The organism is Stutzerimonas stutzeri (assembly GCF_024448985.1).
GTDB classification, from domain to species: domain Bacteria; phylum Pseudomonadota; class Gammaproteobacteria; order Pseudomonadales; family Pseudomonadaceae; genus Stutzerimonas; species Stutzerimonas stutzeri_AP.
On the sequence record NZ_JAMOII010000007.1, the window covers coordinates 91854 to 106163 of the forward strand.

The 14310-nt window shown below is 61.7% G+C and carries 13 protein-coding genes; 5 read left to right on the top strand and 8 right to left on the bottom strand.

Going from position 1 to position 14310, the window contains the following annotated elements:
- The first annotated feature begins 176 nt into the window (after positions 1 to 176).
- The gene (locus NA647_RS10715; protein WP_256057670.1) at positions 177 to 443 is read left to right on the top strand and encodes a DUF4404 family protein; all 267 of its coding nucleotides are present in this window, start codon (positions 177 to 179) and stop codon (positions 441 to 443) included.
- 63 nt (positions 444 to 506) lie between these two features.
- Here the strand turns inward: NA647_RS10715 and queF are convergent, their stop codons facing one another.
- The 3 genes from queF to NA647_RS10730 all read right to left on the bottom strand — a co-directional run bounded on the left by queF (position 507) and on the right by NA647_RS10730 (position 3150).
- Entirely contained in the window at positions 507 to 1337 is an 831-nt protein-coding gene (gene queF / locus NA647_RS10720) for an NADPH-dependent 7-cyano-7-deazaguanine reductase QueF (RefSeq protein ID WP_256057671.1), read from the bottom strand.
- A gap of 104 nt (positions 1338 to 1441) precedes the next feature.
- Positions 1442 to 2221, bottom strand: coding sequence for an ABC transporter permease (locus tag NA647_RS10725; protein ID WP_256057672.1), 780 nt, complete (start codon positions 2219 to 2221; stop codon positions 1442 to 1444).
- Positions 2218 to 3150 carry an ABC transporter ATP-binding protein gene (locus NA647_RS10730; RefSeq protein WP_256057673.1) on the bottom strand — a complete coding sequence of 311 codons (933 nt, stop codon included), beginning with the start codon at positions 3148 to 3150 and terminating at the stop codon, positions 2218 to 2220. The genes NA647_RS10725 and NA647_RS10730 overlap by 4 nt, the downstream gene beginning before the upstream one ends.
- A 256-nt stretch (positions 3151 to 3406) precedes the next feature.
- Between NA647_RS10730 and NA647_RS10735 the strand changes: the two genes are divergently transcribed.
- The 4 genes from NA647_RS10735 to NA647_RS10750 all read left to right on the top strand — a co-directional run bounded on the left by NA647_RS10735 (position 3407) and on the right by NA647_RS10750 (position 8930).
- A complete protein-coding gene (locus NA647_RS10735) occupies positions 3407 to 5854 on the top strand; it encodes an acyl-CoA dehydrogenase (RefSeq protein WP_256057674.1) in 2448 nt (815 codons plus the stop codon).
- Between the two features lie 168 nt (positions 5855 to 6022).
- Positions 6023 to 6430, top strand: a complete 408-nt coding sequence (locus tag NA647_RS10740) for a PA2817 family protein (RefSeq protein ID WP_256050021.1) — start codon at positions 6023 to 6025, stop codon at positions 6428 to 6430.
- 713 nt (positions 6431 to 7143) lie between these two features.
- The gene (locus tag NA647_RS10745; protein ID WP_256057675.1) at positions 7144 to 8817 is read left to right on the top strand and encodes a sodium:solute symporter family protein; all 1674 of its coding nucleotides are present in this window, start codon (positions 7144 to 7146) and stop codon (positions 8815 to 8817) included.
- Positions 8799 to 8930 (top strand): putative transporter small subunit, encoded by a 132-nt coding sequence (locus NA647_RS10750; RefSeq protein ID WP_256050019.1) that lies wholly within the window; start codon positions 8799 to 8801, stop codon positions 8928 to 8930. The genes NA647_RS10745 and NA647_RS10750 overlap by 19 nt, the downstream gene beginning before the upstream one ends.
- A 240-nt stretch (positions 8931 to 9170) precedes the next feature.
- Here NA647_RS10750 and NA647_RS10755 read toward each other — a convergent pair whose 3' ends face one another.
- The 5 genes from NA647_RS10755 to NA647_RS10775 all read right to left on the bottom strand — a co-directional run bounded on the left by NA647_RS10755 (position 9171) and on the right by NA647_RS10775 (position 14267).
- Positions 9171 to 10157, bottom strand: coding sequence for a TRAP transporter substrate-binding protein (locus NA647_RS10755; protein ID WP_256050296.1), 987 nt, complete (start codon positions 10155 to 10157; stop codon positions 9171 to 9173).
- 55 nt (positions 10158 to 10212) lie between these two features.
- Positions 10213 to 11040 carry an HpcH/HpaI aldolase/citrate lyase family protein gene (locus NA647_RS10760; RefSeq protein WP_256057676.1) on the bottom strand — a complete coding sequence of 276 codons (828 nt, stop codon included), beginning with the start codon at positions 11038 to 11040 and terminating at the stop codon, positions 10213 to 10215.
- Between the two features lie 34 nt (positions 11041 to 11074).
- Positions 11075 to 12280 (bottom strand): CaiB/BaiF CoA transferase family protein, encoded by a 1206-nt coding sequence (locus NA647_RS10765; protein WP_256057677.1) that lies wholly within the window; start codon positions 12278 to 12280, stop codon positions 11075 to 11077.
- Positions 12281 to 12525: 245 nt separating this feature from the next.
- Positions 12526 to 13878: an MmgE/PrpD family protein gene (locus tag NA647_RS10770; RefSeq protein ID WP_256057678.1), complete on the bottom strand. Its 1353-nt coding sequence runs from the start codon at positions 13876 to 13878 to the stop codon at positions 12526 to 12528.
- Complete coding sequence (locus NA647_RS10775; RefSeq protein WP_256050300.1) at positions 13875 to 14267, bottom strand: VOC family protein; 393 nt, start codon at positions 14265 to 14267, stop codon at positions 13875 to 13877. The genes NA647_RS10770 and NA647_RS10775 overlap by 4 nt, the downstream gene beginning before the upstream one ends.
- Between the last annotated feature and the right edge of the window lie 43 nt (positions 14268 to 14310).

The following is a 14310-nucleotide window of genomic DNA, read 5'->3' on the forward strand; positions in this document are numbered from 1 at the left end:
CCAACAAAGCGCAACAGTATAAATCCATTCTGAAGATTGCGGCAGCGAACAGACATGCGGCTACCAGCGAACTTCGCTGCACGACTCGCCCTCCAAGGGGGACAAGCCCGGGCCGCTGGCTTACTCCATCTTCACCGAGCTGGCGAATTCGTAGTCTGAAATAAGAGGGAAGCAATATGCCGGAACATGATCTGCAGACGCAGCTAGCAGAGTTGCGTAGTCAGCTGGCCCAGGACACGCCGCTGACCGAAGAGGAGCGCGCATCGCTACAGGCCATTGCGCAGGACATCGAGCTTCGCCTGGCGAACCAGGGCGTAGTTGATCAGAACGATTCGCTGGTCGATGGCGTCAACCTGGCGGTAGAGCGTTTCGAGGTCAGCCATCCCAATACCGCCATGACGTTGCGTAACATCATGCAGACGCTGGCGAACATGGGCATATGAAGAGCGAAAGCTGATAAAACTGCTGGGGGCCGGACGAAAACGCCTCCGGCCCGCCGGCTGCACTCACTGTCTGACGAGACGCCCGTTGTCTACGGTAACGGCCTCGGTACTGCGGTAGGGATTGATATCCAGCCCGCCGCGACGTACGTACCGCGCGTATACCGTTAGCCACTCCGGCTTCAGCAGCCGCTGCAGGTCGAGAAAAATGCGCTCCACGCATTGTTCATGGAAGTCGGCGTGCTGACGGAAGCTCACCAGATAGGTGAGCAGACTGCTGTGATCCAGCGCAGCACCACGGTACTCGATGACCACCGTGCCCCAATCCGGCTGGCCGGTGACGGGGCAGTTGGATTTGAGCAAATGGCTATAGACGCATTCTTCGACCTGACGACTCGGATCACAACTCAGCAGATCCGCGCGTGGTGAATCGTAGTGCTCGATGGCCACGTCCAGCTCATCGATGCAGCGTCCCGCCAGTGGTGCAACACCATCCTGAGCAACTTCGTCCAGCGTCCGTAGACGAACACCGACCGGCTTGCCCGCTGCGGTCGACAGGTCCCTGACCATGACATCAACCAGCGCTTCGCGGCTTTCGAACACCGACTGGTTCAGCGAATTCAGATAGAGCTTGAACGACTTGGATTCGATGATGTGCGGCGAATCCGCCGGGATGCTGAACTCACCGATGGCAACCACCGGCTTGCCGGACGGCAGCAGCCAGGACAGCTCGTAACAGTTCCAAATGTCCACGCCTCGATAAGGCAGGGTGTCGGCCGTCAGCCCCAGCTCGGCCCACTTTGGCGCGCGTGGGATCGGAAACAGTTGCTCGGGGCTGTAGGTCGCGACGTAGGCGCTGGTTTTACCCAGCGGTGAGCGTTCGGCGGGATGTTGCATGGCGGGAACCTGTACGAAAAATGACCGCAATTGTATCGGTTCCCCCCGTGTTTATCATCGCGAAATTGCCCCACCGTCCTACCGCTGGGCTCGCTCTCAACTTCTCACTGGCGCATTCCGCGGCCGCTATTGAGCAGCCGGATACACCATAGATACATCAGCACGGCCGCCACCGCCATGAAGCTGATGGCAATGCCGATGCGGATATCAGACACCCCGAGGATGCCGTAGCGGAACGCATTGACCATGTGCAGGATGGGGTTAGCCAGTGACAGCGTCTGCCAGAACGGCGACAGCAAGGTGATCGAATAGAACACGCCACCCAGGTAGGTCAGCGGCGTCAGCACGAAGGTCGGGATGATCGAGATATCGTCGAAATTTCGCGCAAACACCGCATTGATGAAGCCGCCCAGCGCGAAGATCGTCGAGGTCAGGGTGATGACCAGCAGCGTGACGCCCAAGTGATGAACCTGCAGATCGGTAAAAAACATCGACAGCACGGTGACGATCAGTGCAACGGCCAAGCCTCGCGTGATGCCGCCCAACGCGAAACCGATGAGAATGACGTGCGGAGAAACTGGCGAGACCAGTAGCTCTTCGATGGAACGCTGGAATTTGCTGCTGAAAAAACTCGACACCACATTGCTGTAGGAGTTGGTGATCACCGACATCATGATCAGCCCCGGCACGATGTACTCCATGTAGCTGAAGCCGCCCATCTCGCCGATTCGCGCGCCGATCAGATTTCCGAAGATGACGAAGTACAGCACCATGGTGATCGCTGGTGGCAGCAGGGTTTGCGGCCAAATGCGCGTGTAGCGGCGGATCTCGCGATGAACGATGGTTTGCAGCGCAACCAGATTGGGCCGAAATTCCGCGTTCATTTGGCCACCTTGGGCAGATTGTTCTCCACCATCGAAACGAACAGCTCCTCCAGTCGATTGGTCTTGTTGCGCAGGCTCAGCACTTCGATGCCCTGCGCTGCCAGCAGACGAAACAGGTCGGTAATACCCTGGCTCTTTTCCACCTGCACCTCGAGCGTGTGGTGATCGACCAGCCTCGCCGGGTAGTTGCCCAGCTCTGGCGGCACCAGCTGCGATTCCTTCAGATCGAGCAGGAAGGTTTCAACATGCAGCTGCTTGAGCAGTTCGCGCATGCTGGTGTTCTTGACGATCCGTCCGTGGTCGATGATGCCGATGTTGCGACACAGCTGCTCGGCCTCTTCCAGATAATGCGTGGTAAGGATGATGGTGATGCCCTCACGGTTGAGTTCGGTGAGGAACGACCACATCGAGCGGCGAAGCTCGATGTCCACGCCAGCCGTTGGCTCGTCGAGAATCAGCAGGCGCGGGCGATGGATCAGTGCGCGAGCAATCATCAGTCGCCGCTTCATGCCGCCAGAGAGCATCCGCGAGGACACGTCACGCTTGTCCCACAAACCCAACTGGTTCAAGTACTGCTCGGCGCGCTCCTTGGCCACCTTGGCCGGGATGCCGTAGTACCCGGCTTGCGTGACGAGAATATCGAAGGCCTTCTCGAACTGGTTGAAGTTGAACTCCTGAGGCACCACGCCCAGGCAACGCTTGAGCCTGGCGGGGTCGCGGTCCAGATCATGGCCGAACACATTGACCGCGCCGTCTGTTTTGTTCACCAGCGTCGAGAGAATGCCGATGGTGGTGGATTTGCCAGCGCCGTTGGGGCCCAGCAACGCGAAGAAGTCGCCTTCGGCCACGTCCAGATCGATCCCTTTGAGGGCCTCGAATCCGTTTCCGTAAACCTTGGTCAACTGCCGAATGGACAGAGCGGTACTCATATAAACATGCACACAACGCGGAGAGATTCAGACTAGATAAGGGCGCCGTCGTGCGATTGCAACCGCGCTGCCTGATCGCACCCACAACGCTCACCCGCGCTAAAGCGCTTCACCGCGCCTCTCTACGGTCATTTCAGAACTCATCCTCCCCGGCCCGGTCATTACTTGAAACCAAACGCATCGCCTGTTTCTGATCTCGATGCACATCCAGGACCTATGCTCAAGTAGGACGCCCTTCGCTCAACAAGGAAACCTCATGACCCTGCTCTGGCTGCTCGTGTTACTGCTCGGCATCGCCGTGATCGCCCATCTACGGGTTTCGCCCGTGCCCGCGCTGGCCATCGTGGCCGCGTACCTGGTGTTCATGGGAGTCGCCGATGAAACGCCGGCCTGGTTGATGGTCATCCTCTGGCTTCTGCTCGTTGGCGTTGCCGTCTTCCTGCTGGTCGAGGATTTGCGCATAAAGCATTTCAGCGGGCCGATGTTCGACTGGTTCAAGAAGGTCTTGCCGCCCATCTCCGACACCGAACGCGATGCCATAGACGCTGGTAGCGTCTGGTGGGATGGCGAGCTGTTCAGCGGACGGCCGAACTGGGACACCCTGCTCGGCTATCCCAAAGCCACGCTCACTGGCGAAGAACAGGCATTCATCGATGGACCCACTGAAACGCTGTGCGCCATGGTCAACGATTGGGACGTCGGCCAGCGTCTGGACCTCCCGCAAGAAGCCTGGGACTACATCAAGGCCGAAGGCTTCTTCGCCCTGATCATTCCCAAGGAATACGGCGGCAAAGGCTTCTCTGCCTATGCGCACTCGCAGATCGTGATGAAGCTGGCCACTCGCAGCGGCGACCTCGCCAGCACTGTCATGGTGCCCAACTCGCTCGGGCCGGCCGAGCTGCTGATGCACTACGGCACGGATGAGCAACGCAACCACTACCTGCCGCGCCTGGCCAACGGTACGGATATCCCCTGCTTCGCCCTGACCGGGCCCTATGCCGGCTCCGACGCCGGTGCGATGAACGACAGCGGCGTGATTTGCAAGGGCCAGTGGCAAGGCGAAGAAGTTATCGGTCTACGCCTGAATTGGGAGAAGCGCTATATCACCCTCGGCCCGGTCGCGACGCTGCTGGGTGTCGCCTTCAAGACCTACGATCCCGATCACCTGCTGGGTGACGAGGAAGAACTCGGTATCAGCCTGGCCTTGATTCCCACCGACACTGCCGGCGTCGAGATCGGTCGTCGCCACCTGCCGCTGGGCGCCGCGTTCATGAACGGGCCGAACTGGGGCAAGGACGTATTCGTCCCGCTGGAAGCCATCATTGGCGGACGCGACATGATCGGCAAAGGTTGGATGATGCTGATGAACTGCCTGTCCGTCGGTCGTTCCATCTCGCTACCGGCAACTGGCGTCAGTGCCGCCAAGGCATGCAGCTATGTCACCGGCCGCTACGCGCAGATTCGTGAGCAATTCAACGTGCCGCTGGCCGCTTTCGAAGGCATCCAGGAGCCCCTCGCCCGCATCGGTGGCAACGCCTGGTTGATGGACAGCGCGCGAATCCTGACGGCCAATGCGGTCGATCTGGGCGAAAAGCCCTCGGTGCTTTCGGCCATCCTCAAATATCACCTGACTGAACGCGGCCGCGAATGCGTCACCGACGCCATGGATATCCACGGCGGCAAGGGCATCATCATGGGTCCGAACAACTATCTGGGCCGCCTGTGGCTGTCGGCGCCGATATCCATCACCGTCGAAGGCGCGAACATTCTGTCGCGCAACCTGATGATCTTCGGCCAAGGCGCGATTCGCTGCCATCCGTTCGTATTGCGCGAGATGGAACTGGTCCATGAGCCGGACCGCGATGCCGCGGTGAAGAAGTTCGACAAACTGCTAATGCAGCACATCGGCTTCGCTGTTAGCAACACCGCCAGCACGCTGGTGCTCGGGCTGACCTTCGGCCTGCTCGGCAGCGCCCCCGGCAATGACCTCACCCGCCCCTATTTCCGCGCACTGAACCGTATCGCAGCGGCATTCGCCATGCTCGCCGATGTGTCCATGATGCTGCTTGGTGGTGAATTGAAGCGCCGCGAACGCCTGTCGGCCCGGCTCGGCGATGTGCTCAGCCATCTGTATCTGGCGTCCGCCGCACTCAAGCGCTACCACGACCTGGGTCATCCCGTGGAGCAGGCGCCGCTGCTGCGCTGGGCTTTGGAGGATTGCCTATGCAAAGCCGAGCAAGCGTTGGCCGGCACACTGGCCAACTTCCCCAACCGGCTCCTTGGCGGCGTGCTGCAGGTGCTGGTGTTCCCCTTCGGCGCGCGTCACCGGGGGCCGTCAGATGAACTCGACGCGGAAGTCGCCGCCATCCTCGGACGGCCGGAAGGCGACGCGGCGCTGGAGCAGATTCTTGATGGCGTTTATCGCCCGCTCGGCAGCGAGGAAGCCTTTGGCGCGCTGCGCGATGCGTTCGACACGCTGGCCGCTGCTCAGCCGCTGCAGAAGAAGCTGAATAAAGCTCTCAAGCATGGAGAGTTCAAACCGACCGCGGCGCAAGACCCCATCACTGCGGCTGTGGCAGCGGGCGTGCTCGACGAGGGCGAAGCGGCACAACTGCGCAGCGCCGAAGCCGCCAGACGTAAAGTCATCGACGTGGACGACTTCAGCAAAGAGGCGCTTGCATTGGAGCCAGGACGAATTCGATAGCAGCTCGGCCCGCCTCGGCAACGCAAACGCTTCACGCCGAGGCGAGCCGTCTATCTAGCCCTCTGGCGGTTCAATCGAACCCATGCTTGGGTCATGAGTCCACTGGATACGACCCAATGACTGCGCGCCGCCCTATAATCGCGCGCCCAATCCGACACAGGTGAACCAATGGCCAACGCTTATCACGATCACAACCTGGCTCTTCTGGCCCATCTGCGTGGCATTCTGCTTGCCATGGGTGAAACTGGACAGGTATCGGAAGAAAGTCATGCACTGTTTCTCGAGCGCTTCGATGAGCTGATCATGAACCTCAAAGACGTGCCGGAAGAGCGGCATATAGGTCAGGACATGATCTGTCAGGTCTTCCACCGCTATCCGCAGATCGCTCATCTGGTCCCACGGGATCTGCTGTGGTTCTTCGGTGGTGACTGCCTGCACTTCATGCCGGACGAAGAGATCGAAATTTTCCAGCGTCTGGAAGAGCGCCGCTACGAAGCCGAGCAAAACGAAGAGCCCTTCGACTGGAACATGGAAAGGCAGCTGCTGACCCTGCCGGAAGAAAGCCCTCGGCACTGACTAACCACCTTAGTGCTGATGCAGGGCTTTGTAGGAGCGGGCCGCGCCTGCGATTCACGCGCATGGTGCGCTCCTACAGAGCTTTTAGCGCTTATCTGAACGGCTGACGCACTGCTAATTTTTGTCTCTGCTCGGCAGCGGACTTGGCGCCTCGGCTGAGCGGGACGATTGCGACACAGCTGTTGGCAAGGCGCACCTGACCGCTTGCCATTGCAAGATCGGCGCGGCGCGCCATGTCATGACTCGTTCGGATGTCAGCAGGCGAGTCGCTTTTGCCGCCTCGATCCGCTCGAAACCGATCTCTTTCCGGCTCTCTGAGCGGGCGGCTCAGGCGTTCGGCAAGCCGAATTATTTTCGTCGTCACCTATTGCATTTATCGCAAGAATAGAAGCGAAGCCCCCGCTAACCGCCTGATGATGGTAGACTGCGCGCCGTTGCGTCGCCGTTCAGCAAAGACGCAACCTCATTCTGCCGGGAACGCACCCGGCACCGCCGCTGCAGGATCACAGCGATCGCCGCCCATGTGCGTGCCGCTTGTGACGCTTTCGGATCGCGCTTGTCGGTCTCTCTCCTGTCAGCTTCCAGTCTGCACCCCTCGAACACCGGTTCGATCATGCCTGCCTCGCGCAGTGATTCGGGTGCCATAACGCCATGCCGTGAATACGGCCCTGCGTCGTGCCAGCGATGCTTGAGGCTCATAAAAAGGAGACGTTGTGTACCAACTCGCCCTACCCACCGTTCTGCTTCTGTTGCTGGGCTTCTATGGATTGACGTTTTTTCTGTCGACCCGCATCGGCCAGAAGGAAGAGAACGTAGACAGCTACATGGTTTCCAACAACTCGGTGGGTTTCGGCATGTCTGCCGCCAGCATGACCGCCACCTGGATCTGGGCCGCCTCGTTCTACGCCGCAGCAAGCGCGGGTTACAAGTACGGCCTCTCCGGTGCGCTGCATTACGGATTCTGGGGCGCGCTGATGATTCTGTTCATCTACCCCTTCGGCAAGCGCTTCCGGCAGCTGGCGCCTAAGGCCCACACCCTCGGCGAGATCATGCAGGCGCGCCACGGTCGCTCCAGCCAGATGATCCTTGCAGGCTCCAACATCCTCGGTAGCTGCATCAGCCTGACGGTCAACTTCACCGCCGCTGGCGCGCTGGTCGAAGTGCTCTCGCCGCTGAGTTTCGTGCATGGCGTCCTGTTCGCCGGCCTTGGCGTGCTGTCCTACACGCTGTGGTCGGGCTTCCGTTCTTCGGTGCTGACCGACTTCGGCCAGCTGGTGGCCATGATCCTCGCGGCGGTCATCATCATTCCGATGATCTTCTTTCAACTGGGCGGGCCGGAACTGTTCGAGGCAGGCATGCCGCGTCTGGCGCCGGAACAAGCGAGTTTCTACTCGCCTATGGCGATCCTCGAGCAGGGCGCACCCTTCTTCGTCGCGGTGCTGGCCTATGCCATCGGCAATCAGACCATCGCCCAGCGCCTATTCGCCGTGCGCGAAGACCTGATCAAGCCAACCTTCCTCACCGCGACCGTCGGTTACGGCGCCATTGTCATCGGCCTCGGCATGCTCGGCCTGCTAGCGCTGCTGGCCGGCATCGAGCCCATCGACGGTGATCTGAACAACCTGATCCCGCAGATGGCCTCCAACTACCTGCCACCGTTCATGATCGGGCTGCTGTTCATCATGGTGATCGGCTCGCTCTCGTCCACAGCCGACTCTGACCTCTCCGCCCTGTCGTCCATCGTCATGACAGACATTTACGGCAAGACGCTGGCCAAGAACAAACCCAACCCGACCGTGATGCTCTGGGTCGGACGCCTGACCATGATCGTCGCGACCATGGTCGGCGTCGCCTTCGCCAGCCTCAAGCTCGACATCCTCACCATGCTGATCTTCGTCGGTGCGCTCTGGGGCTCCATCGTCTTTCCGGTGATCGCCAGCCTGTTCTGGGATCGTGTTACCAACAAGGCCTTCACCAGCGCGGTGATCGCGGCCTTCGCCATGTTCATTGTCTGCCGCTTCGAACTGGTGCCGCTGGACGGCGTATTGGCGGTGTTCTTTGAACTCTGCGCCTCCGTCGGCGGCGGCGTGGTGATCGGCCTCATGACCTTCGGCTTCTTTGGTCGCCGAGCCGGCATCCTGCTCGGCGTAGTTGCAACGCTGGCGCTGGCGCCGTTCGCCGTGGGCTTCCTGCGTGATTACACGGTTTTGCTCAGCTCGTTGACCGCCTATGGGGTCAGCATGGTGGTTTGCGTGGCCATCAGCCTGCGCAACCGGGAACGCTTCGATTTCGACCGGATCGGCGAGCAGGTCATCGCTTTCCAGACCGTACAACCCGAACCCAAGACCAACGAGAAGGAGAACATCCCATGTCCAGTATCGCTCTGACCGCCTATGTCCTCATCTGGCCCGCCCTGGCCACCCTTGTCCTCGGCCTGCTCTGCGCCGGCCTCCTACACGACATGCGCGAGGCCAAGCGCAAGGGAACGGATCTGGTCTGATCACGCCCAGGTGGGACTCCCTACCATCAACGAAAAGGCCCGCAGTTACAGACCGTGTGAAAACGTAGCGAGCGAAGGTTAGGCGGGGCCGCCCAGGCAAGAACTAGGCGTCCCCACAAAAACAGGCGAGGAAGCGGACTGGGCTCGCATCCGAGCCTGTTTTTAACGCGGCATAACCGAGCGCAGTAGTTTTCACACAGTCTGGTTACGCGGGCCTTTCTCATTGGGCGTCAGCGACTATCAGGACTCGTTGGTTGCCATGGCGGCTTCAATCAGATCCTTGCCGATCTCATTCTCGAACTTCTTCCAAACCGGCTGCATCGCCTCGCGCCACTTGGCGCGCTGTTCGGGGGTCAGTTCGATGATTTCACTGGTACCTGCCTTGGCGATGGCATCACGCGCTTCGCGGTTCAGGTCGTCGGCCTGGCGGTTCACTTCGACGGTGACCTCATCCATGATCGCTTTCAGCTCGCTACGAACGTCCTCCGGCAGCCCTTTCCAGAACTTGGTATTGGTGATCACCATGTAGTCGATCACACCGTGCTCGGAGTTGGTGAAGTACGGCTGCACTTCATGCACCTTCTGGCTGAAGTAGTTGGACCAAGTGTTCTCGGTACCGTTGACCACACCGGTCTGCAGCCCTTGATAAACCTCGGCGAAGCTCATCTTGCGCGGGTTGGCGCGTAGCGCCTTGAACTGCTCGTCTAGCACGTTGGAGGCTTGGACACGGAACTTCAGGCCACGCGCGTCCCTGGGCTCGTGCATCGCCTTGTTGGATGACAGCTGCTTCATGCCGTTGTGCCAGTAAGCCAACCCGGTGATGCCCTTGTCTTCCATGCTGCTCAGCAGCCCCTGGCCATGCGGGCTCGCCTGAAAGCGGTCGACCGCGGCGATATCGTCGAACAGGAACGGTAGATCGAAGATCTGGATGGGCTTGGCGTAATGCTCGAACTTGGCCAGCGACGGCGCCAGCATGTGAACGTCGCCCAGCAGCAGGGCTTCCATTTCCTTGCCGTCGCCGAACAGCGAAGAGTTCGGATAGACCTCGACCTTCACCTTGCCCGGCAGCCGTTCCTCGGCAAGCTTCTTGAACATCAGGGCGCCCTGTCCTTTCGGCGTGTTGTCCGCCACCACATGGGCGAACTTGATGGTGATCGGATCGGCGAAGGCCAGGCCGGCGGTGAGGGAAAGCGCGCAAGCGAGTGCTTTTACGGTGGTTTTCAGCATGGTGGTACCTCTGTTGTTTTTGTCAGATTTGGTACGAGTGCCGGGTGGATTGCCGTCAGGACACTCCTTGCCCGGCACGCTGCAGCAGACGACGGGCGCGACCGATGACGGGCGCATCGACCATCTGTCCGTCCACTACGAAGACCCCATCGCCGGACGCGCCGGCGGCGAGGATGCGTTGTGCCCAGTCGAGTTCTTCAACACTGGGCATCAGCGTTTCGTGCACCACAGCCACTTGGCTGGGGTGAATGCACAGCAGCCCGCCGAAGCCCATGTCGCGGGCATCGGTAACTGCCTGGGCGAGGCCGTGCAGGTCCTTAATGTCGGGGAAAACGCTGTCCAGCGGCGGCGCCAGGTCAGCCAGCCGGGACTGCAACAGCACTGCATAGCGGGCCTGGTCAAGGATGCGCTCGGCGCCTGCGGTGCCGCTCGCGAGCCCCAGATCCAATCCCAGGTCCAGGGCGCCGAACGACAGACGCTCGACACCCTTTGCATGGGCGATTTCCGCTAGATGAGCAAGCCCGCGGGCGCTCTCGATGATCGGCCACACCGGTTTGCCGCAGCCAACCGCCAGCGCCACTTGCACCGCACTTTCCACCTTCGGCAGCAGGACGCCGATCACACCGGCGTGCCGCGCGCAGAGGGCTAGGTCTGCGGCCTGTTCGGCGTGGGTCGGCGCATTGATGCGAACCAGCACGCGGGCCTGCGGATGGGTATGGAGAAACTCGTCGAGATTGGCGCGCGCCTCGCTTTTCTGGCTCTCGGCGACCGCGTCTTCGAGGTCGACGATCACCGTGTCGGCACCGGTCGCCAGCGCCTTGGGAATGCGCTCGGGGCGGGTCGCCGGGACGAACAGAGCGGTGCGGATGATGGCAGATGTCATGCTGCTTCCTTCTCGAATTGGTTTCGTAGGACGGTCACACCGCGCCCTGCTCATGCAGGCGCTGGATATCGCCGGCCGCATAGCCCAGCTCGGCGAGCAACGTGTCGGTGTGCTGGCCCAGCGCGGGAATCGGATCCATGCGCGGCTCAAAGGCGGTATTGCGACCAGGGGGCAGCAACGCGGGCAGCTTGCCGGACGGGCTGTCCACCTCGCTCCACCGCTGGCGGGCCTGAAGCTGCGGGTGCGCCCAGACGCCGGCCATGTCGTTGACGTGGGCGTTGGCGATCGGTGCGTTGTCCAGACGAGCGATCACCTCTTCGGCGGTTAGCCTGGAGAACGCCTCGACGATGATGGCGCGCAGCTCGGCACGGTTTTCCGAGCGTTTGAAATTCGCCGAGAAGCGCTCGTCCTGGGCCAGTTCCGGCTGCAGCAGGACCTTCTCGCAGAACAGCAGCCATTCGCGCTCGTTCTGCAGGCCGAGCATCACGGTGCCGCCGTCGCCGGTGGGGAACGGTCCGTAGGGGTAAATGGTGGCGTGGGCGGCGCCAGCGCGCGGCGGCGGTGTGGCACCCTGATAAGCGTAGTACAGCGGGTAGCCCATCCACTCGACGAGGCTTTCCAGCATGGAGACGTCCACGCGGCTGCCCTCGCCGGTCTTGTCGCGCAGCATCAACGCCGAGAGCACGCCGGTGTAGGCATACATACCGGCGGCGATGTCGGCGATGGAGCAACCGGCCTTGGCCATCTCGGTCTCACCCGGCCCGCCGGTGACGGAGAGGAAGCCCCCCTCGGATTGGATCAGCAGGTCGTAGGCCTTCTTCTGTTCGTAGGGCCCTCCTTCGCCGTAGCCGGAAATGTCGCAGACGATCAGGCGCGGGAAGCGTTCGTGCAGCGCCTCGAAGGACAACCCCATGCGCGCGGCGGCACCGGGCGCGAGGTTCTGCACCAGCACGTCGGCCTTGGCCAGTAACTGGTCCAGCACCTGCGAGGCGGCGTCCTGTTTGACGTCCAGGGTCAGGCTTTCCTTGGAACGGTTGGTCCAGACGAAATGTGAAGCCAGACCGTCGACGCGCTCGTCATAGCCCCGGGCAAAATCGCCAGAGCCGGGCCGCTCGACCTTGATCACGCGGGCACCGAGATCGGCCAGCTGGCGCGTACAGAACGGCGCGGCGATGGCATGTTCGAGGCTGACCACGGTGATGCCGTCGAGGGGCCGGGGTTTGGTGGTTATGTCGTTCATTTCGTTTTCCTGCAATTCGGTTCAGGCCAGACGGTGCGTTCGCGGGCCATGCTTGTAGGAGCGAGCTTGCTCGCGAACGCTTCGGCGATAATTCGCGACCAACGTCGCTCCTACGGGTTGTTTCCCTTTTCGTCTTTCGCCGTCCTGGTGGGCTGAAGCGGAACGCCACCCGGCCCACCCTACGAGTTGCCTTCAGCACATTGATCCAGCCCGTAGGGTGGGCTTCAGCCCACCAGCTATCGCAATCAGCGGAAAACGTTCAGATCGTCGATCTCACGCAGCCGCCACACCTGCTCGATCAAGGCACCCGCCTCGTCCGCGCTACGCGCACGGGAGAACTCCACCAGGCGGCGGAACTTGTCCTCCAGCTCCGCGCGGCTCAGGGTATTGCCCGGATCGCCCTTGGGCTCGTCAATGGCGCCGCGCAGGGTGCGACCGTTGGTGGTGGTCACCTCGACGCGGCCCAGCCAGCGCGCCGGATAGGCGCCATCCACCTCAGAATCGAGCGTCATCGAGACCTTCTCGCGGAACTGGCCGACACGCGGGTCGGTAAGGGCGTGGGTATGGAATTCGGTCAGCCCGGCCTTGCCATACAGAGCGATCAGGCCCAGCACCGTGCCCATGGAGAACTTGGCCTGGTGCACGGTCTGCGGAACGACCACGCGGCCCAGCACGTCGATGGCGCCCTGATGCACGTGGGTGGTGACGCTAGCGATGTCATCGGCGCTGAGCCCTTCGCGCTGCATCAGGTCCAGTAGCGCATCGGCGGCCGGATGGGTATGGCGGCACGAGGCATGGAACTTGAACGAGGTTTCCGCCAGCGCCCAACGGCTGCCGAGGCGATCGGAGAGCGCACTCGGATTGGCGTCCTTCGACATCCCGGCGGCCATGCCCTGCTCGCCTTCGAGAATGTTCTGCGCGCCCGTCAATCCTTCAGCGGTCAGGTAGGCCGCAAGCAGACCATCGGCGGCAGCCTTGGCGGTGTGCAGCTGCTTGGAGTCGGCGGCATCACGGAGGAATTCCCACAAGCCAGCGGCCTGAGTGCCGGCACTGCCCAGCAGATTGGTGAACTGCTTCTGGTCGAAATCCATCAACTTGCCCACCGCCACCGCGGCAGCGAGGGTGCCGACGGTCGCGGTGGTGTGGAAAATGCGGTAGTGCGAACGGCCGAGGAATTCGCCGATGCGAATGCCCGCCTCGTAGCCAGCGACCGAGGCAACCAGCAGGTCGCGACCAGACTTGCCCAAGTCCTGCGCCGCTGCGAGTGCAGCCGGGAACACCACGGTGGCCGGGTGCAGTACCGAGCTGTTGTGCAGGTCGTCCTGCTCCACCAGGTGCGAGCTGGCGCCGTTCACCAGCGCGGCAAAATAGGCGGAGCTGCTGCTGCGATTGACGAAGATGTGCGATGTACCGGACGCCGGACCCATTGTCTGCGCATAGCGCTCGAACAGAGGGATCGGGTGCGAACCGGCGCTGGCCAAAGCGGAGCCGAGCCAGTCGAGGAAAAGGTCTTCGGTGCGGGCAAGCACCGCATCGGGAATCTGCTCGTAGTGCAGCCCGGCGAGAAATTCGGTCAGCGCTTGGGTGTGCTGGCTCATGCGGTCGGCTCCAGTGAATTGGATAGTTCGATCAGGTTCAGGTCAGGGTCGCGCAGATAGACGGAGCGGATCGGCCCGGTGGCGCCGGTACGCTGGACCGGGCCTTCGAGAATGGCGACGCCTTGCCGCCCGAGGTGCGCGATGACTTCCTCCAGCGGCGTGGCGACGATGAAGCAGAGGTCCGCCGAACCCGGCATCGGGCGCTCGGCCTTGGGCTCGAATTCACGCCCGGCCTGGTGCAGGTTGATCTTCTGCCCACCAAACGCCAGCGCCTTGCGTCCTTCGCCGAAGGTCACCGCCTGCATGCCGAGCACGCGGCTGTAGAAATCCGTCGTGACGTCGAGGTCGGCAACGGTTAGCACCAAGTGGTCAAGGTGGTCGATGTGCATGGCGTCTCTCCTTTCGCTCCTTTGGTGGGCTGAAGCCCACCCT